Genomic DNA, 20,375 nt, shown 5'->3' with positions numbered 1-20,375 from the left:
CCTCCCAAGACCGGGGCGTTCCTCCTCCAACCGCGCCTGCCCCACATGGCGCGGCGTGATACCTTACCTGCGGCTGAGCGAGCGCTGCACCAGCATGGCGATGATGATGATGGCCCCCTGAATGGCGCCGATCAGATATTCGCTGACGAAGTTCGACAGGATCATGATGTTGCCGACGATCTCCAGAATGAAGGCGCCGCAGATCGTGCCCCAGATGCGCCCTACCCCGCCGCGCAGCGCCGTACCGCCGACGACGACGGCCGTAATCGCCTGCAGCTCCCACAACATGCCTGTCGTTGCCGAAGTAGACGCGAGGCGCGGAACGTAAAGCAGCACCGCAACGGCGACGCAGAGCCCCTGTACCACATAGGCGATGGTGCGAACCCGGGCGACCGGAATGCCGGAATAACGCGCAACATCCTCACTGGAGCCCACCGCCGTCAGATGCCGCCCGTAGCGTGTACGGTAAAGCACGAAGGCGGCTATCGCAGCCGTGACGAAGATGACGATGACCGGCACCGGCACGCCCAGAACATTACCAAAATAGACCGGGCGATAAAGCGTCTGGATTTCCGGGTTGCGCAGCGTGATCGCGCCGCCCTGCGACAGCCAGGTCGTCAGCCCGCGATAGATACCCATGGTGCCGAGTGTGGCGATGAAGGGTTCGATGCGGCCGATGGTGGTGATGAGCCCGTTTACCAGCCCGCAGGCCGCGCCGATGGCGAGCGCGAGCGCCATTGCCGCAAGAAGCATCAGCAACGGGCTCGCTATCGCGCCGCTGTTCATGAACAGGATCATCAGGCTGGCCACGAAAGCAACCATGGCGCCCACCGACAGGTCCAGCCCGCCTGACGTGATGACATAGGTCGCGCCCAGCGCGATGATGGCGATGAAGGCGCTGCGGGTGATGACATTCAACAGATTGTCGATGCCGATGAAATTGGGATTGGCGATGGTGCCGAGAACCAGCAGCAGTGCCAGCGCCACGAAAGGCGCGACGGCGCGCAGGTCCCAGTCCTTCGAGGTCTTCGGCGTTTTGCCGTTATCAAATGCGGCCTCAGTCATATTTCCCCTCAGTTTCTTTTGTCAGGCCATGTTTCCCCGAACGCGGGCGCTCAGGCGGGTTCCTGCGTGTGAACACCCGTCGCCAGCGCCACGATGTCGTTTTCAGTCATGCGCTCCCCCGTCACCTCACCGACAATCCTGCCCGAACGCATCACCAGAATGCGGTCGCAGATGCCGATCAGCTCCGGCATTTCCGAGGAAACGACAATGATCGAGCGCCCCTCATCCGCAAGCCCGGCGATAAAGCGGTAAATCTGCTCCTTGGTGCCGATATCGATGCCGCGGGTCGGCTCGTCGATGATGACGATGGACGGGTCGAGCAGCATCATCTTGGCCAGCAGCAGCTTCTGCTGGTTGCCGCCGGAAAGCTGGCCCGCCAGCAAGTCCTTGCGTCCTGTGCGAATGTCGAAGTCGCGCACTGCAGCATCAAGCGCGGCCGTTTCCCGGCCGGTGTCGATCTGGAACAGACGGCTGAATTTTTTCAGCGACGCAAGCGTGAGATTGACCCGCAGATCCTTGGTGAGCAACAGCCCCTTCCCCTTACGGTCTTCGCTGAGGTAAACGATGCCGGCCCTGAGGCTGTCCTCCGCCTTGGCGAAGTGCACCGTCCGGCCAAGGTGACGCACCGTCCCACGCCCGGTCCGCAGGCCCAGCACACCCTCCATCAGCTCCGTCCGGCCCGCCCCCACCAGCCCGGCAAAACCGAGGATTTCGCCTTTGCGCAGGCTGAAACCGGCATCCTGCGCATAACCGGGAACGTTAAAATGCTCCACCTCAAGAACAGGCTCGCGCTCGCCGCCGGCGTTCCGGTCGGGATAGAGTTTCGCCACATCGCGCCCCACCATCAGCCGCGCCATATCGGCCGGCTCCAGCTCCGAGGCCGGGTGAGAGGCGACCAGCCGGCCGTCGCGCAGCACGGTCACGCGGTCGGCGATTTCCTTCACTTCCGGCAGGCGGTGCGAGATATAGAGCACGGCCACGCCTTTCGCGCGAATATCGCGGATGACGTTAAGCAGCGCCTCGGTTTCGATAGGCGTCAGGCTGGCCGTCGGTTCGTCAAAAATGACCAGCCGATGCGGCACGAGCAGCACGCGCGCGATCTGCACCAACTGCCGCTGGGCGATAGACAGGCTGCCGACGATGGCGTCGGGGTCTATCACGCCGCCCAGTTCGGTGATCGCCCTGCGGGCGCCGTCGCGCATGGCACGATCGTCCACCACCGGGCCCTTGCGCAGTTCGCGGCCAAGGTAGATGTTCTGCGCCACCGTCAGATCAGGCGCGAGCAATATTTCCTGATGGACGAGCACAATGCCGCGATGTTCGGCATCCACCGGCCCGCTCAGCGTGACGGGGTCGCCGTCGACACGGATCTCACCGCCCGAGGGCTTTTCATTGCCCGCCAGCAGTTTCATGAGCGTCGACTTGCCGGCGCCGTTCTCACCGATGATGGCATGCACCTCACCGGCCCGCACGTCTATCTCTATGTCCTTCAGAACCTGAACCGGTCCGAAAGATTTCGATAACCCGACCGTCCGGACAAGTGCCGGTTCCGGAGTAACCTCAGCAATAGCCATGCGCCCTCACCGACATCCGGTGCGAACGGGCTCCTGCCCTTCGATTGTCCTTGAAGTGACCATGAGCGAACTCCTCCCAAAGCTCGGAGAAGAAGCTAGCGTTGGTTTTGAGGTACGTAAAGCAAATTTCGCTTGTGTGTTAGAATACACTGAAATGTGAGGGGCGACCGGTGGACGGGGAGCCCGCAAAACGCGTCACTCTGCAGGGGAACGCTGGAAGCCTTTCATGAGGCGATGTACAGCTTCGGCGCCGTCGCTGGCCAGATCGAATCGTTTGCCGAACAGCAGCCAGTCGGAGCACATGCCCTTCAAAAGCCAGTAAAGCGCGCCAAGCGCGGATTCCGCGGTCCAGTTGTCGTTAAACGCGCCTTCCGCCTGCGCCCGCTCGAAAGCCGCCTCCAGCCGCTCCTTGTGGTATCGATCCAGCTCCTCCTGCGCATGAAGCACGGGCGCGAACTCATCGGAATAATTGGTACGAAGACTGATCGTCATGATGCGCTGGCGCTGTTCGTCGCCCGCCAGGAGCGCCAGCCATTTGCAGGCCGCTTCTTCTATCCTGGAGAGCAGCGCCGCACCCTTGAGGTCGGGATCGCCGAAATCGAGCAGGTCGGATTCCGGCAGCGCCACCGATTGGTAAAGGCCGATGAAGAGATCGGTCTTGCTGGAAAAATGCCAGTATATCGCCCCGCGTGTGACCCCGGCCGCGGCCGCCACCTCGTCCAGCGAGCTGTTGGCAACGCCCTTCTTGAAGAACACCCGCTCGGCAGCGGCAAGGATCGCCTGACGCGTCTCTTCTGCCTCGGCCTTGGTACGGCGCATTCCGTTATCTCCTTCCACTGCCGGCACGGCGCTTCCGCACCGTGCCTTTCCTCAATGCCGGGGCGTCATCACATGACGGTGTCCCGGCTTTCCCTCGATGTTATTCCGCCGGTGAAACGGCGTCAGCAGCAATCTCGTTCTCCTTCTTCCAATCCCCGAAAATCTTCATGACGAAAACAAAGAACACGGGAACGAAGAAGATCGCGAGGATCGTCGCCGAGATCATGCCGCCGAGAACACCGGTACCGATGGCGTTCTGGCTCGCGGCGCTCGCGCCGGAGGCGATCGCCATGGGCAGCACGCCGAGCGAGAAGGCGAGCGACGTCATCAGGATCGGCCTGAAGCGCAGATGCGCCGCCTCCACCGTCGCATCATAGGTGGATTTGCCCTCTGCCCGCAAATCCTTGGCGAATTCGATGATGAGGATCGCATTTTTCGCGGAAAGGCCGATGATGGCGACGAGGCCGACGAGGAAGTAGACATCGTTCGGCATGCCGCGCAGCATCACCGCCGCCACCGAGCCGATGACCCCGAGCGGCACCACCAGCATGACGGAGAGCGGAATTGACCAGCTTTCGTAAAGCGCTGCGAGCAGCAGGAAGACGAACAGCACGCTGAGACCGATGAGCGCCGGTGCCTGCGAACCCGACTGGATTTCCTGCAGTGACTGGCCGGTCCATTCGAAACCGAAACCGCCGGGCAATTCGCGCGCCAGACGTTCCATTTCGGCAATGGCATCACCGGAGGAGTAGCCCGGCGCCGCCTGGCCACCGATACGGATCGCCGGATAGCCGTTATAACCGACCACCTGAGAAGGACCGCGCACCCATTCCACCGAGGCGAAAGAGCTGATCGGCACCATGCCACCATTGGCGTTGCGGACGTTGAGGTTCAGAAGATCCTCGGTCTTCATGCGCTGGCCCTGTTCGGCCTGCACCGTCACGCGCTGCATACGGCCGGCATTGGGGAAGTCGTTGACGTAGGACGAACCCATATTGGCCGAGATGGTGGCGTTGATATCGCTGAAAGTCACGCCGAATGTGTTTGCCTTCTCGCGGTCGATGACGAGATTGACCTGCGCCGCATCCGGCATGCCTTCAATGCGAAGGCCGGCAAGGATGGGGCTCTGCCGCGCCGCGGCCATCAGCTGCGCGCCGGCGGCGCTCAGCGCCGTCTGGCCCGCTCCGGACCTGTCCTGCAGGCGGAAGGTAAAGCCGCTGGAGTTGCCGAGACCCTGAATGGGCGGCGGCGACAGCGCGAAGGACATTGCGTCCGGCAGGCCCCAGAGCTTGCCATTGATCCGGGCTGAGATGGCCGCTGCAGAATCCTCCGGTCCACGTTCGCTCCAGTCCTTCAGCGTCGCGAAGGCGAGGCCGGCGTTCTGGCCGGAACCGGAGAAGGAGAAGCCCGACACGGCGATGACGCGTTCAACCGCCGGCTCTTCCAGAAAGATCTTTTCGATCTGCTGGATGGACTGCAGGGTGCGGTCGCTGCTGGCTTCCGCAGGCGCCTGGATGTCCACGATCAGGTAGCCCTGGTCTTCGTTCGGCAGGAACGAGCTCGGCAATTGCATATAGGCCCAGCCGAGACCGACCAGCAGCGCCGCATAGATCACCATGAAGCGGCCGGAGCGCTTGATGATGCCGCCGACCGAAGACGAATATTTGTGCGACGCCTTGTCGAAGTTGCGGTTGAACCAGCCGAAGAAGCCCTTCTTTTCATGATGGCCGGCCTTGATGGGCTTCAGGAAAGAAGCGCACAGCGCCGGCGTCAGCGACAGGGCCAGGAAGCCGGAGAACAGGATCGACACCACCATGGTCAGGCTGAACTGCTGGTAGATGATGCCGACGGCGCCGGGGAAGAAGGCCATGGGCACGAACACGGCCGTCAGCACCAGCGTGATGCCGATGATCGCGCCGGAAATCTGGCCCATTGCCTTGCGGGTCGCCTCCTTCGGCGACAGATGCTCTTCCGCCATGATGCGCTCGACATTCTCAACGACGACGATCGCGTCATCCACCAGAATGCCGATGGCGAGAACCATGGCGAACATGGTCAGAACGTTGATCGAGAAACCCGAGACATACATGATGGCGCAGGTGCCGAGCAGCGCCACGGGCACCACCAATGTCGGAATGATGGTGTAGCGGATGTTCTGGAGAAACACGAACATCACCACGAAGACGAGGATGATCGCCTCGATCAGCGTGTGAATGACCTTCTCGATCGAAATCTTGACGAAGGGGCTGGTATCATAGGGAATTTCATACTCTATGCCCTGCGGGAAATAGCGCGACAGCTCCTCCATCGTGGCGCGTACGCCCTCCGATGTCTGCAGCGCATTGCCGGTCGGCGACAACTGCACGCCGATGGCGGCGCTCGGCTTGCCGTTCAGGCGGCTCGAGAAGTTATAGCTTTCGCCGCCCACCTCCACACGCGCGACATCGCGCAGCCTGACGGAAGAACCATCCGGGTTGGCGCGCAGCACGATGGAGCCGAACTCTTCCGGCGATGTGAGCTGACCCTGCACGTTGACGGTCGCGGAAATCTGCTGGCCAATCGGGTTTGGCGATGCACCGATACGGCCGGCGGCGACCTGCGAGTTCTGCGCCTGGATGGCGCCGATGACGTCGCTCGACGTCAGGCTGAGGCCCAGCATCTTGTCCGGATCCATCCAGATGCGCATGGAGCGCTGGGTGGCAAAGAGCTGCGCGCTGCCAACGCCGGGAACGCGGCGCAATTCGCCGAGCACGTTGCGGCTGAGATAATCGCCCAGACCGATGGCATCGGTATTGCCGTCGACGGAGGTGAGCGCCACCATCATCAGAAACGAGGTGCCTGCCTGTTCCACGCGCAGGCCCTGCTGCGTCACTGCCTGCGGCAGGCGTGGCTCCACGCGTGCGATGCGGTTTTGAACTTCGACCTGCGCCTCACCGATATTGGTGCCAGGTTCAAACGTGACGTTGATCGAAATGCGGCCTGAAGCCTCTGATGTCGACTCGAAATAGATCAGGCCGGGAACACCGTTCAGTTCCTCTTCGATCGGGCGCGTGACGCTTTGGTAGATATCTTCCGGCGCAGCGCCGGGATAGGTCGTGGAGACCGAAATCTGCGGCGGCGCCACATTCGGATATTGCGCAATAGGCAGCATGGGAATGGCGAGCAGGCCCGCCAGCATGATGAAGATGGCGACGACCCAGGCAAAAATGGGCCGATCGATGAAAAAACGTGCCATGAAATCGGTCCTTATTGCTTCTGGGCCGGAGCCGCGCTCTCGCTACCTGCGGCAGCGGCGACATCGGCCTCGTCGGACCAGGGTTCAGGCTTCACCTTGGCTCCCGGGGCGGTCTTCTGGAAGCCTTCGGCAACAACGCGGTCGCCATCCTTCAGCCCTTCCGAAATCACCCAGCGGTCACCGATGGAACGGCCGACGCTGACGCGCCGCTGCTCGACCGTATCTTCGGCGTTGACGACAAGCACGCTCGCCTGACCGCCGGCATCGCGCTGAACCGCCTGCTGCGGCACCGCGAATGCAGCCTTCTGAATGCCCTGCTGGATCTGCACGCGGACATACATGCCCGGCAGCAGATCGCCGTTCGGGTTGGGAAATTCGCCGCGCAGCGTCACCTGGCCGGTGGTCTCATCAACCGCCGCTTCCGAAAACAGCAGACGGCCGGGCTGCGGGTAACGGCTGCCGTCATCGAAGAGCAGATTGACTTCGGCTTCATTCGGGCCGGTCATCAGCTTGCCGTCCTGAAGCGCCTTGCGCAGCCGAATGAGATCGGCCGCCGGCTGGGTGAAGTCGGCATAGATCGGATCAAGCTGCTGGATCGTCGCCAGGTTTTCAGAGCCGGTCGCGCTGACGAGCGCGCCTTCCGTAATACGCGCGCGGCCGATCCGGCCGCTGATCGGGGCTTTAACATCCGCATATTGAAGATTGAGCTTCGCTTCGGCCAGGCCTGCCTCAGCCACCGCCACCTCGGCATCGGCCTGCGCCAGCTGGGCAATGGCGTTGTCGAATTCCTGCTGCGAACCAACGTTGGAACGGCGCAGCTGCTGCTGCCTGTCGGCCGTCTGGCGCGCCTGAAGCTGCGCGGCCTGCGCCCGGCGCAACGTGCCCTCGGCGCTGTCTACGCGCACCTGGAACGGGGCGGGATCGATGCGGTAGAGGACATCGCCTTCCTTCACCAGCGAACCCTGCTCGAACACGCGCTCAACGATGATGCCGGAGACACGCGGGCGCACTTCCGCAAGTCGCGTCGGTGCAATGCGGCCCGGCAGGTCGTTGGTTATCGGCAGCTCTTCCTGCTTCACGGTCACGACCTTGACTGCACCAGGCGGCGGCGCGCCGGGGGCAGACGCCTGCTCGTCGCTACATCCGACCACAACGATGCCCGCCAACAACACCGCCACGATCTGCCCCAGTCTTTTCGCCATTCTGCGCTCCGAATCCATGAAAAAGGTCACATTTACATACATACTAAGACGTATGTAAATTTCTGACAATAGAATTGTTGCAGCGCAAAACCGGCCTCACGCGCTTGTGAAGCCGCGCGAGACGGCGTGGTAACACGGCCTGCATTCGCAAGAGCATCGGGAAACGGAAGGGGGCTGGGACCCACGACGGCGCGGGTCCCACCTTGGGCCTTATGGCCGGAAGATCAGAAATAATTGCGCGAGGGTCGATGACCCCTCTCACCGTCAGGACAAACGCTTCAGCGAGCTGGCTTCCGGCTGGGGGCCGGCATTGGTCTTGTCGTTATTGTCGGCAGACCTGTTACGCAGCGCCGCGTAATAGGCATTTTTCTGCTCGTACATATTCATATCGGCGCGGCGCACCAACGATTCCATCGTCTCGCCTGCCTCGCTGGTCGCCACACCCAACGACAGGCTGAGCGGTGCGCTGGAATAGAACTGGTTGTTGATCTTCAGCAGCTCATAAACGGTTTCGACCATGGCGGCGGCCACCTGCTTGTCGGCGCCGGGAAGAAGAATGGCGAATTCGTCGCCGCCGATGCGGGCTGCGTGGTTCGGCGCGGTCACCACGCCGTTCAGCACCTCGCCCATGCGTCGCAACAGGGCGTCGCCGGCATCGTGCCCAAGCTTGTCATTCGCGTCCTTCAAGCCGTTGAGATCGATCACGATCGCCGATACGGGCCGCAACGCGCTGCGCTCCAGCCTGTTCAACTCGTCGGAATAGAAGGCGCGGTTGTGCAGCTTGGTCAGCACATCGTGCTTGCCGAGATATTCGAGGTACGCTTCGGCTTTCTTGCGCGCGGTAATATCCGTCAGCGCCACCTGCACCAGAGACCAGTCCCGCTCATACCCGGGAAAAACCGAAAAATGCAAAAGCAGATGCCGCTCGGAACCGTCCAGCGCGTAGTTCACCACCTCGCGGTGATGGCTGAGATTACCGTTCCAGAGTTCCATCAGCTGTTCGCGGAACGGCTTTTCCATCTCGTCGCGGAAAATATCGCCTAGTCGCTGCAGCAGAACCTGCCGGTCCGGCGCACAGAACAGGTCGAGCGTCGCGCGATTGACGTCGATGACGCGGATTTCGCTCATGCATTGCCGCACGAATTCCGGATGCACATCCATGAAGACCCGGAAATCGATGATGCCGCGCTCCCTGACCTCCTCGATCAGGCGCCTTACCCGGCTGAAATCCTCCACCCACAGGGACACAGGCGAATGTTTGAACATGCCCTCGGCATAACGGCGGTTGAGCAGCTCCTTGCGGCGGGCCTCCTCCCGCTCCGTCACATCCTCGGTGGTCAGAAGCAGCCGGTCGAGCGTGTCCTCGTGGCCGGGTATCACCGCGCCGCGCAACTGAATGTCCAGCCGCTTGCCACCGATCGAATAATTGACAGCATTGCTGGTGAATTCCGTCTTGCCGGCCCAGAGTTCGGAAAGCTCGTTCACATGGCTCTCTAGCATGTCATCGCGAAATATGCGGTGCAGATTGTCGACGAGATGGTTCTGGTCGTGCGCCTCGAACAGTTCCAGCGTCCTGGCGTTGACCTGGATGACGCGGATCTTCTGCGAACAGGCCGCCACCCTTGTCAGATCGTCCAGAAGAAACGCCCTGAGATCCTCTACGCCCTCCGCCCGCCAGATATCGAACTGGCGCTTTACCTCGCTGAAATCCTCGATCCACATCGCCACGGGCGCAAGATTGAAGACATTGGCATCGATCGTCTCAGTCATACGGGCAAGTCTTCTCAAGGATAGGTGCAGGCGGATCACCAAACGGAGCGGCGCAGCACTAGCCGCCGCCTACGGGAATTTATTAGGGATATTCGATCCAAAGCAAGCATTTATCGCGCAAACCGCCGGATTGCGCGACAATTCATGGTTTTTTGCAGACCGCAGGCCCGTTACCAGAGCTTCACGTGTCGGTTTACATCCTTATAGAGCAGATAGCGGAATCGGCCCGGCCCGCCCGCATAACACGCCTGCGGGCAATAGGCGCGCAGCCACATGAAGTCGCCGGCCTGCACCTCCACCCAGTCCTCGTTCAGCCGGTACACGGCCTTGCCTTCGAGAACATAAAGGCCGTGTTCCATGACATGGGTTTCCATGAAGGGAATGGTCGCGCCCGGCTCGAAGGTGACGATGTTGAGATGCATATCGTAACGCACGTCATCAGGATCGATGAAACGGGTCGTCGCCCATTTGCCGTCGGTGTCCGGCATTGCCGAAAGGGCGGTTTCGTCTTCATGCGTGAAGATCGCCGGCGGTGGCTCCAGCCCGTCCACGGCCTGAAACGCCTTTCGCACCCAGTGGAATTTGACCGGCGCCTCGCCCGAATTACGGATCTGCCAGCGGCTGCCGGCCGGAAGGAAAGCGAAGGAGCCCTCCCGCAGCTCATGCCGGGCGCCCTCGAATTCCACGGTCATCTCGCCATCGACGACGAAGATCGCCGCCTGCGCCCTTGCGTCGGGCTCCGGACGGTCGCTGCCGCCGCCGGGCTGCACTTCAACGATATATTGCGCGAAAGTCTCGGAAAAGCCGGTCATCGGCCGGGCGATGATCCAGGCACGCGTGCCGGTCCAGTGGGGCAGCACGCTTGTCACGATATCGGACATCACGGTCTTGGGGATGACAGCATAGGCGGTCTTGAATACAGCCTTGCTCGACAGGAGTTCCGTCTGCCCGGGCAGACCGCCCATATCCGAATAATATCTCTTCATTTCAGCCATTCCATTCTGCAATGCATTCGGCGCGGATTCTTAGGCCCGCGACGAGGTTTAAGCAAATGGTTATTGGCAGGAAGACGGGCCGAAGGATGTCATGCCTTCTTACGCATCGTCGCGTAGACTATATTGTGGTTCTCGCCAAAGAACACCTCAGCCTCGATGCTGTCGGGATCGGCGCTGGCATTGACGATCCGCCACATATCCGCCTTCGAGCGCAACAGCAGCGCCCAGTTCATGAAGGTTTCCATGTAGCCGTCCACAACGATGTCCTCGGAGAAGTTGGCGAAGAGGAACATGCCGCCGGGTTTCAGCATCTCCATGCAGCGCCGCGTGAGTTTGATCGCCACACGGTCGTTCAGGTAGTCGTATAGACCGGCTGCGTATATCAGATCGAAAGTGCCGAGCTCCTGCGTGCGCAGGACGATATCGCGCACCGAGCCGTCGATCGCCTCGATGCAGGTGCCGGCGAAATCGCGGGCAACGGAACCGACGCTCAAGGGGTCCTGATCGAGCGCCACCCAGCGCCGCAGCCTGCCCTCCTTCAGCGCCGCGGAAGCATCCGCCTCGCGCAGATGTCCGGACGCTATGGTGAGGATTTCGGTATCTTCACCGTGCCGGGCCGCCGCTTCGTCGACAAAGCGCGTCAGCAGATCCCGTCGCTCGCGCACCGCCACGGAAGAACTGGCGTCCTTCGTATAGTCGTAAAGATCACGCCCCAGCGGCGTCGCATTCTTCACCAGACCGGCAACGCTTTCGTGGCCATAGATAAAATCCAGCAATTGCGCATCGCCGGAATAACCCCGCGGCTTGTCGAACGACCAGCGCGTGAACGGATCCTGCAGAAAACGCTCCGACACGGGGTGATTCTGTATGATGGGGATCAGTTCAGCCCACACGCTTGAGTGGAGTTTTTCTCGCAACCCATGCAGCGCCCCCGCCGTTCGATGTATTATGTCATGTGCTGAAATACCATTATCGAACTGCTGCTGTGCCAATTCGAGAATGATGGCAATTTCTGCTTTTGCAACTGCGAACTGCTCATCGAACGTTTTCGTTTTGCGTGCAAAAATCTCTTTTGCGACAGTATCCGGGGTGATCAGACTTGCCCCATCCAGATTTTTCTTCTTTACCCGCACCACTTCAGCCTCCAGTGTTAACACATTGTTAACTATACGTTTCTGGGACACCGAAGGCCACTCGATTTCGATTTTTGCGCGGTGTAGGGATAGATTAGTAAATCAGCGTATTTTTTTGGTCACACTCTCGGGTGGCGGCTGGGAGGATAGGCGGTTTAGTGAAACTTAATGTTGCGAACGTATGATGCGTTCTTCCTTTCCATGGTCTCAATCCGCTTTGGCAGAGATCGACAGGAACCCGAACTGGGTGCGACAGCACACGGAAAAGTGGAATAAGCAGTTACTTAATAAGTATACGCAACACTATGGGAAAGTGCATGAAGCACACATTGGGAGAGGTGAGTGGACAGCAAGACTATCGGCGGCCGGACTCCCGGTTTTCTGATGAACTTCTTGCCCTTTACCAGCAGGAAGGCGAACGCAGCCGCCGGGGTTCTATCCGTCGGGGCCTGTGGACGGCTGTCTTCATTTATCTTCTGTTTGCCGCTTCAGACATCGTTCTGATACCCGACGTCGCGTTTTACACCATTGTCGCACGTTTCGCGGTCGCCGTATCAGCGCTGCTGACACTGGAAATCCAGGTACGCCGGGGAGCCAGCACCGCAGCGCTCGACCTCACCTGTGCGACCGCCCTCGTCATGGGTTATATCGGCTGGCTGTTGCCATCGCTGCTGACCGACAATATCGAAAACATGTCCTATTACATGGTTTTCGGGGCGATCTTCATGATGGGCGCCAATCTGTTTTTCACTTTCAGATTCCATCTGTCGCTGGTGTCATCGGGCATCATTCTCGTCACCTATTTTCTGGCGGCGACGCAGTTTCCTGAAGACGCTTTCTACAAATTCGCTTTCGGCACCTTCTATATCTCCTGCTTCGTCTTCACGTCTTATGTGAACTGGAACCTGAACAGGGAACGCTACCATGTCTTCGTCAACGGGCTGGAAGCGAAGGCCCAGCAGAAGGCGGCGGATGAGCGTGGCCAGGCGCTGCTGCGTCTTTCCAACACCGATTCCCTGACCGGGCTGCAGAACCGCCGCGCCATCGATCACCATCTGCGCCTGTTGTGGGATAACTGGATGAAGAAGGAAGAAGGTTTTTCCGTATTCCTGATCGATGTCGATTTCTTCAAGAAATACAACGACCGTTATGGCCACCAGGAAGGCGACAAGTGTCTCGTGACCGTGGGTAATGCCTTGCAGGATGCAATCATCCAGCACGGCGCCTCGATCGGCCGTTATGGTGGCGAAGAATTCATCGTGCTGGCGCCATTCAAGTCCAAACAGCAGGTTGGCGAGCTCGCCGAAACGATCCGCCATACCGTGGAAAGCCTGTCCCTCGCACATGACCAGCGCCGCGACGGCACCTTCATCGTCACTGTCAGCATCGGCGCCTCCTTCACCCGCCCCAATCCGGACGGCAAGCTGGAGAAGATCATCAACGAGGCCGATCGCGCGCTTTACATCGCCAAGGGCAATGGCCGCAATTGCATGAAGCTGTTTGATCCCGACGATCCGCAGACCAGCGACGAAACGGAAAACATCGCCGCTCTTCTGAAGATCGCAGTTTCGGAGAACCTTGTTTCCCTTGTCTACCAGCCGATCTTGAACATCTCGACCAATGAAACGACAGGCGTCGAGGCGCTGATGCGACTTCGCCTGCTGGATGGCAATTCCGTCGCCCCCAGCATCTTCATCCCGATCGCCGAGCGTACCGGCACGATCATGGAACTGGGCCTGTGGACCATCAAGACGGTCTGCAAGCACATATTGGCCGATGACAGGGTTGATGTCGTCAGCGTCAATGTGTCACCCATGCAATTAAAGAACCCGGGGTTCGCCACGTCCGTCGCGGCCATTCTCGTGGAAGCCGGTATTGCCGGCAACAGGCTCGCCTTCGAAATCACCGAAGGCCTGGACATGGAAATGCATTCGGATGTGCTGCGTTGCCTGAACGACCTGAAGACGCTTGGCATCAAAATCTGGCTGGATGATTTCGGAACGGGTTTCGCCGGCCTGTCATGGCTGCGCATGACGGATTTCGATACCGTCAAGATTGATCGTTCCTTCCTGCATGACAGCAAGACCCCACGCGGACGGGCGATGCTGCAGGACATGATCCGCCTCATTCGCAATCGCGGCCATAAAATTTTGATCGAAGGCGTGGAAACCGAGGAACAGCTGAGGCTCGTGCGCCAGATGGAAATCGATTACGCGCAGGGCTACTACATCGGCCGTCCGGTCGTGGCGGAAAGGCTGGGGCCCGCAAAAGCACTCTATCCGCGCCCCAGCATGCTTCTTCGTCCCGCCTGAGCGGGCGCTGCGACAATCGTGGAAGCTTAGTGATAAGCGGGCGGGCTGACCGAAAACCTTGCCGCCATTTCCGAAAAGGCTGCGCGTGTGACCGGATCGACCGGCGCCCCCTCCCTTTCCCGCTTCGCCGCCACCGCCCATTCGCGATCGCCAGGCGCCATGACCTTGCAATCCTCGCGAACGGGGGAACCCCGCAGCACTTCGAGATAGCGCTTCATGCCCTCGTCAAACGCGTCGCGCTCAAGGAAGGCTTCCGGTTTCAGCGCCAGAACGAAGGCACCAAGCCCGCGCGGCGTGGAGAAATCCGGCCCCCCCATCGGGGCGATATCGAAGCTCAGCTTCATGCCGGTCAGAACCGCACTGAAAATCTCCACCATTCCTGCCAGCGCCGCCCCCTTGAAGCCGAATTCGCCGCCGACGGGGGCAAGCATTTCCGCAGCATTCGGATCCCTTGTATCGACGCCGTCACCATCCGAGGCAACCCCCGCAGGCAATTGCTGCCCGAGGCTACGATAAAGCAGCACGCGATTATAGGGCACCGCGCTGGTCGCCATGTCCAGCAGCCACGGCAGGTCATCCGCTGCAGGAACGCCGACGGCAATCGGGTTGGTGCCGTGAAAGCGCATGGCGCCATCATGCAGGCGCACGAAACTGTCCGAATTGCAGAATGCCAGGCCGATATAGCCCTGACGGGCCGCCTCCAGCGCATAAGCCCCAGCCGGTCCGAAATGCGAGGAATTCCTGATCGCCACCGCGCCGATGCCAAATTTTTCCGCGAGCGCCATGGCGTTTTCCATGGCCGCATAGGTGGCGCGGGCGCCGTGGGCGTTGTCCGCATCCACCGTCTCCACCGCGCCGAAGCCGGAAACGCGGCTGATCTGCGGTCGCGGATTGAGACGCCCGCCTTCAAGTGCGGTGACATAATGAGCGAGCAGGCGCACACCGTGGCTGTCAACGCCAAGCCGCGTACCATGCATCATGGCGCGGGTCGCCGCATCGGCCGTCTCGTCATCCGTACCGGCAGCGAGGAAAACGGCGCGGCAGAACCGATCCAGCTCATCCAGCCTCGCCAGAGCAGGGACGTTTTCATTGCTGTGCGACATGCGGGGAACCCTCCCGATTCCAGAATCCATGCCGCACAGGCTATTCATGGGATAGGTTTTTGCAATCGAATATCACCTGGAAAACGTCGATCGGCGCGGCGGCGGCGGAAAGCGGCCTATTTGCGCGGCGGGGCGATACTGCCCCTCAGCACCAGCCGGCAACCGAGTTCCAGCCGGTGCGCCGGCCGGGTGGGATCGGCCGCCACCAGCCGCTGCTCCAGCAGCGACAGCGCCGCCCCGCCCAGCCTGTCGGCGGGCAACTGGATGGTGCTGAGAGGCGGTGTGCTGAAGGCGGCTGGCATGATGTCATCGAAACCCAGCACCGAGACATCCTCGGGCACCCGGATGCCGGCCTCCCCCAAGGCCTTCAGACAGCCGAGCGCCAGATTATCGGCGGCGCAGAAAATCGCGGTGGCGTTTCGCAGTGGTCGCTGCTCGGCAAGCAGACGGCGGATAGCCACCTCCCCCCATTCCGGTTCGTAGCTCTCGACCTCGATGACCATATCGGCCGGAACGGCAAGGCCCGTTGCAAGGAATGCATCGTTATAGCCATCATGACGACGGCGGATCGTCGTGCGGCCCTTCCAGGTCACATGCACAATATTGCGATGCCCGAGCGACAGCAGATGCTCGATGCCGAGGCGAGCGCCGAACCGGTTCTCCGCCGTTACCGTATCGACGATCATGGCCGGATCTTCGCCATTGATCAGCACCACGGGCTTGCCAAGCGCGGAAAGCGCCTCGACCAGCTGCGGCCTGTCGTCATTCAGAACCACGACACCGTCCACATTATCTGTCCTGACGGCTTCGGCAACCGCCACGGGGTCGAGCCGGCTCGTTGCACTGACATAGGGAACGATGCGGATTCCGCGCCGCTCGCATTCGCGGCGGAAGCCGTTCAACATTGTCCAGCTGACCATGTTGAGGTCGCTCTGCGGTGCCGCGTCATTGGTCATGGCCAGCAGGACGACACGCAAGGTGGCGATGGTCGCCTTCTGGCGCCGGTTTTCGAGATAACCAAGCGACCGGGCGGCTTCCAGAACCCGCTCGCGAACCTGCGTGGTGAGCGGCGCCGTGCCGTTGATCGCATGCGAAGCCGTGCTCAGCGAAACATTCGCCTCCCGCGCGACGTCCTTAAGCGTCGTTTTCCTGTCTATTTTCATAAAAGGGAATTCAACCACTCTTCTTCGGACGGCCCTGGCGGAAAGACTCACGCAATCGATCTGAAGAATAACCGCGCCGGTCTGCTGCTCTCTCGTTAGCGGAGACTACAGCATCATCCGTAAATGCGGAATTGATTTCTCCGGCTTTGGCGATCGTCCGGTTGCCGCCCGCGCTTCACCGCGGGCGGCAGCGCGGTCAGAGCGCGCCGGCGATGTGGTCGATGCTGGCTTTCACGGCAGCAGCCGGGTCCTTCAGGTCATGAACTTCCGTCGCAAAGGGCTCGAAGCTGTAGGGGCCCTTGTAACCGGCGGCCTCCAGCGCCCTGATCTGGGCGATATTCTCCAGCCGGTCGGCGCCATCCACCAGGACGCGGTGGGCATCCAGCATGTCGGCGACGGAGACGGCGGGGTCGGTGACGCCGGAAATGTGGACGAGACCGGTGCGTTCGGGGAAAAACGCCATCTCGCCCGCGAGGTGATGGTGGAAGGTGTCGTGCACCAGCCTGTAGACATCGCCGCCGCCGGCCACATCAATGGCTCTCACCGCCTCGGTCTTGGTGCGCAGCGAGGAGACCGGGAAGCCGAGCGGTTCGACAATACCGGTAAGGCCCCTCTCCTCAAGGATCGGCTTCATGGCCTTCAGCGCCGTCACGAGATCGTCGAAGGAAACCGCCCTGCCGTCATTGAGCGGGCACATGACCAGCGCTTTTGCACCGCTCGCCGCGGCGTAATCGGCCATGGCGACGGCGCGCTGCGGCAGGTCGCCCGACCAGACGTTGAAGGGATAAAGCGCGTTGATGGAGATGATCGTCACGCCGGCCTTGTCGGCCGCCGCCTTCACCTGCGCCGGTGTCACCGTACCGACAATATCCGGCAAGTCGTTGCGGATCTCGACCTCGGTGAGGCCGAGTTCGCGCGCGGTCTGGAAGAAGTCCTCAAGCGAAAGCGCCGGGGCGGTGATGTGGTTGATGGCAAAACGCATGAAAGACCTCACTGATAAAGGGCGGGACGGGCGGGAAGCCTGATTGCGACGGCTGCTCCGTCCGTCTCCTGCGCGGCGACGCAGGCATCGGAAGTGATCGCGGCCACGTAGCCGTCCCAGGAATTGGGGCCGGAGGCTGTTCCCTTCGCCGCCGCATGGATGAAGTCCTGCAATTCGACGTCGTAGCTCGCGATGAAGCGATCCTTCCAGTCGGTGAGAATATCGTTCTGCAGCTTGGCGCCGAGCCGTGTCTGTATCGCCATCGGCTCCGGCAGGCTGGCAATGCCGTCCTCGCCGACCACCTGGCACTGTATGTCGTAACCGTAGTGGCAGTTCACGAAGATTTCGACGTCGATGATCGTGCCCCTGGCCGTTTCCAGAATGACGATCTGCGGGTCCCTCAGCTTTGCATGGCTGCGGGCGGCGGCACGTGGAAAGAGAACCCGGGCCGACACATAGTCGTCATCGAGCAGCCAGCGCAGCACGTCGATCTCATGGATCATCGTGTCGTGGATTGCCATGGGCGTCACATACTGCTTCGGAACGGTCGGGTTGCGATGGGCGGCATGGACCATGATCGGGGCGCCGATCATGGTGTCCACGGTCTTTTTCAGCGCCACGTAACCGGCGTCGTAGCGGCGCATGAAACCCACCTGTACCAGCCGTTTGCCATGCGCCACCTCAGCATCGACGATCCGCTTCGCGCCCTCTGCCGTCGTCGCCAGCGGCTTTTCGCAGAAGCACGGCTTGCCGGCGGCGATGGCCGCCAACACATATTGCTCATGCGTCGCGCCCCAGGAAGTGACAAGCACGGCATCCACATCAGCTGATGCGATGAGCTCCTCGCCGGTGGCGAAAATGGCGGCATCAGGGGCGATGTCTTTTTTGACCGCTTCGGACGAGGCGCGGTTGACGTCGCTCAGCGCAACGACCTTCGCACCGCCCAGAACCTCATTGATACGTCGGGCGTGATCGCGCCCGATGGCACCGGTGCCGATGACACCAATTTTCACAGTCATCTGAAAACCTCATTTCCAGTATTTGGCGACATATCGCCGGGTTTCGCTGAGCATAAAACGCGCGCTTTCATCGACACGATCTTCCCAGGCAAAGACGCAGTTCGACAGCACACCGTCGAATTTCATGTCGGCCAGCGTGGCGAAGAATATCTCCCAGTCGATCTCGCCCTGGCCGAAATCCGTGTGCTGGTGCACCCTGACTTTGGCGCCGGGCGGATTAACGATGTAGCGCAGCTGCGACGATTTGGTGTGGTCATAGGTATCGGCAAGGCGCACATGCACCAGATGACCTTCGGTCGCGCGCAGGTTGGCAACCATGTCCGGACCGTAAAAGAAGGTGTGAGGCGCGATGAAGGAGGCCTTTACCGCCTTGGAATTGATGGTCTTGATGATGTCGATGGCCGGCGCGATTTCCTCGACCCAGTCTTCGGGATGCGCCTCCAGCGACAGCACCAGCCCCTCCCGCTCGAGGATCGGAACCAGAACATCCATGGCGCGGAAGAACTGCGCTTCGCAGGTTTCCGGACGGTGCAGGCCGGACCGGTCGTTGAGGCTGCGCTCCGGCGAGCCTCCACGACCGAATTCCGAAACGAACATCGGGCACTCCATCTCGACTGCAATCTCGATGGCGCGTTTCCAGTTGTCGATCGCTACCTCCCATTCGTCCGGATACGGGCTCGCCCAGCGATACATGGGCTGCAGCGTGGCAAGGCCGACGCCGTGATCCTTCAGGGCCTTTTTGAATTCGGCGACGCGCTCGGGATAGACCTTCGGTCGCGTCCACCAGGACAGAAAATCCGGACGGGGTGAAAGTTCGACATAGTCGTAACCGAGCTCTGCGACCTTGCGGCAGGTCTCGGCCAGCGAAAGATGCCGGAACATGTGGGGATCGAGCGTATGATTCATGGCTGTTTCCAGTCGGTGGGATAAGGGACGGGGCCGAAGCCCCGGCTCATTTGGCATAGGCGGACATGTTTTCCGGCGTGACGAGTTCGAAGGGCACCCAGAGCGTCTTTTCGGTGCTTTGACCGGCAGCGGCCTTCACCGCCGTCTGAACGGAGACCTCGCCCTGCTTCGTCGCATTCTGGTAGACGGTGATATCGAGATCGCCCGCCTGCATCGCGGCAAGTCCATCGGGTGTCGCGTCAATGCCGGCAATGACGACGTCCTTCATGGATACGCCCGCTGCCTTCAGCGCCTGCACGGCGCCAATCGCCATTTCATCGTTGTTGGCGATGACCGCATCGAACTGTATGCCCGCCGTCAGCCAGGAGGAAACGAGGTCCTGTGCCTGCGTGCGGCTCCAGTTCGCCGTCTGCTTTTCAAGGATTTCGATCTTGCAGTCCGGCTTGGAGAACACCGTTTCCACATCCTTGGTGCGCACCAGCGCCGCATGGTTTTCCAAAGGGCCCATCAGAATGACGGCCTTGCCCTTGCCGCCCATCAGCTTGCAGGCGGCTTCGGCTTCCATGGTGCCTGAATCAAGTTCGTTGGAGCCGACAAATGCCGTGCCGTCAGGCAGCCCGGTTTCCAGCTCAGCCGGCGGATGGTTCACATAGACAAGCGGAATTTTCGCAGCGGATGCGGCCTTGGTTATCGCCGAGGTAGCGTCACCGTCGACGGCGTTGACAATGATCGCATCGACGCCATTGGCAATGAAATTCTGCACCTGATTCAGCTGCTTTGAAGGATCGAGCTGGGCATCCTCGACCAGAAGCTCGATGGTCTTGTCGCGCCCGGCCTCGGCCCTTATGCCGTTGAGCAGGATCGTCAGAAACGGATTGTCGAAAGACGTCATAGAGACTGCAATTCGGGTCTCGGCCAGAGCCGGTGTCGCGAAGATACAGAGTGCCGTCGCCATCAATAGTTTTTTCAAGGTTTCCTCCCGCGGAAATCGCTGCTGATTGCATTGTCCAGTTTTTGCCGTAGCCGGTCGTGCCCGGCTGCGGCGCGTTAGGCCCCTCCGGCGGCACTCCCCCGGGGAGCGCAGAAGCCGGCAGGCA

The 20,375-nt window shown here is 60.8% G+C and carries 15 protein-coding genes; 1 reads left to right on the top strand and 14 read right to left on the bottom strand.

The features are described 5' to 3' along the window. Positions 1 to 63 precede the first annotated feature (63 nt). The 8 genes from BLU28_RS21910 to BLU28_RS21875 form a co-directional block, all read right to left on the bottom strand. Entirely contained in the window at positions 64 to 1,065 is a 1,002-nt protein-coding gene (locus tag BLU28_RS21910; RefSeq protein WP_004445079.1) for an ABC transporter permease, read from the bottom strand. A gap of 50 nt (positions 1,066 to 1,115) precedes the next feature. Further along, entirely contained in the window at positions 1,116 to 2,639 is a 1,524-nt protein-coding gene (locus BLU28_RS21905) for a sugar ABC transporter ATP-binding protein (RefSeq protein ID WP_077986950.1), read from the bottom strand. A gap of 195 nt (positions 2,640 to 2,834) precedes the next feature. Then, positions 2,835 to 3,458, bottom strand: a complete 624-nt coding sequence (locus BLU28_RS21900) for a TetR family transcriptional regulator (protein WP_077986949.1) — start codon at positions 3,456 to 3,458, stop codon at positions 2,835 to 2,837. A 100-nt stretch (positions 3,459 to 3,558) separates the two neighbouring features. Then, the gene (locus tag BLU28_RS21895) at positions 3,559 to 6,693 is read right to left on the bottom strand and encodes an efflux RND transporter permease subunit (protein ID WP_077986948.1); all 3,135 of its coding nucleotides are present in this window, start codon (positions 6,691 to 6,693) and stop codon (positions 3,559 to 3,561) included. An 11-nt stretch (positions 6,694 to 6,704) separates the two neighbouring features. Continuing rightward, entirely contained in the window at positions 6,705 to 7,937 is a 1,233-nt protein-coding gene (locus BLU28_RS21890; protein WP_162749726.1) for an efflux RND transporter periplasmic adaptor subunit, read from the bottom strand. Between the two features lie 222 nt (positions 7,938 to 8,159). Further along, positions 8,160 to 9,665 carry a sensor domain-containing diguanylate cyclase gene (locus BLU28_RS21885; protein ID WP_004445093.1) on the bottom strand — a complete coding sequence of 502 codons (1,506 nt, stop codon included), beginning with the start codon at positions 9,663 to 9,665 and terminating at the stop codon, positions 8,160 to 8,162. Positions 9,666 to 9,835: 170 nt separating this feature from the next. Next, on the bottom strand, positions 9,836 to 10,660 hold the full coding sequence (locus BLU28_RS21880) for a bifunctional allantoicase/(S)-ureidoglycine aminohydrolase (RefSeq protein WP_077986946.1): 825 nt from the start codon (positions 10,658 to 10,660) through the stop codon (positions 9,836 to 9,838). An 89-nt stretch (positions 10,661 to 10,749) separates the two neighbouring features. Next, positions 10,750 to 11,796, bottom strand: coding sequence for a class I SAM-dependent methyltransferase (locus BLU28_RS21875; protein WP_006700367.1), 1,047 nt, complete (start codon positions 11,794 to 11,796; stop codon positions 10,750 to 10,752). 314 nt (positions 11,797 to 12,110) lie between these two features. Between BLU28_RS21875 and BLU28_RS21870 the strand changes: the two genes are divergently transcribed. Next, on the top strand, positions 12,111 to 14,105 hold the full coding sequence (locus BLU28_RS21870; RefSeq protein WP_077986945.1) for a putative bifunctional diguanylate cyclase/phosphodiesterase: 1,995 nt from the start codon (positions 12,111 to 12,113) through the stop codon (positions 14,103 to 14,105). A 26-nt stretch (positions 14,106 to 14,131) separates the two neighbouring features. On the opposite strand, the gene BLU28_RS21865 is transcribed toward BLU28_RS21870, so the two are convergent. The 6 genes from BLU28_RS21865 to BLU28_RS21840 all read right to left on the bottom strand — a co-directional run bounded on the left by BLU28_RS21865 (position 14,132) and on the right by BLU28_RS21840 (position 20,233). Then, on the bottom strand, positions 14,132 to 15,208 hold the full coding sequence (locus BLU28_RS21865; RefSeq protein ID WP_006700206.1) for an Ldh family oxidoreductase: 1,077 nt from the start codon (positions 15,206 to 15,208) through the stop codon (positions 14,132 to 14,134). A 116-nt stretch (positions 15,209 to 15,324) separates the two neighbouring features. Then, positions 15,325 to 16,371 carry a LacI family DNA-binding transcriptional regulator gene (locus BLU28_RS21860; protein WP_004445099.1) on the bottom strand — a complete coding sequence of 349 codons (1,047 nt, stop codon included), beginning with the start codon at positions 16,369 to 16,371 and terminating at the stop codon, positions 15,325 to 15,327. Positions 16,372 to 16,567: 196 nt separating this feature from the next. Beyond that, the gene (locus BLU28_RS21855) at positions 16,568 to 17,353 is read right to left on the bottom strand and encodes a TIM barrel protein (protein ID WP_077986944.1); all 786 of its coding nucleotides are present in this window, start codon (positions 17,351 to 17,353) and stop codon (positions 16,568 to 16,570) included. 8 nt (positions 17,354 to 17,361) lie between these two features. Continuing rightward, positions 17,362 to 18,372, bottom strand: a complete 1,011-nt coding sequence (locus tag BLU28_RS21850) for a Gfo/Idh/MocA family protein (RefSeq protein WP_077986943.1) — start codon at positions 18,370 to 18,372, stop codon at positions 17,362 to 17,364. A gap of 9 nt (positions 18,373 to 18,381) precedes the next feature. Continuing rightward, complete coding sequence (locus BLU28_RS21845; RefSeq protein ID WP_077986942.1) at positions 18,382 to 19,278, bottom strand: sugar phosphate isomerase/epimerase family protein; 897 nt, start codon at positions 19,276 to 19,278, stop codon at positions 18,382 to 18,384. Positions 19,279 to 19,324: 46 nt separating this feature from the next. After that, positions 19,325 to 20,233 (bottom strand): sugar ABC transporter substrate-binding protein, encoded by a 909-nt coding sequence (locus BLU28_RS21840; protein WP_034496704.1) that lies wholly within the window; start codon positions 20,231 to 20,233, stop codon positions 19,325 to 19,327. Positions 20,234 to 20,375 lie beyond the last annotated feature (142 nt).

The sequence above is a fragment of the Agrobacterium pusense genome (assembly GCF_900102105.1).
GTDB classification, from domain to species: Bacteria; Pseudomonadota; Alphaproteobacteria; order Rhizobiales; family Rhizobiaceae; genus Agrobacterium; species Agrobacterium pusense.
This window is presented reverse-complemented; position numbering and strand designations above follow the sequence as displayed.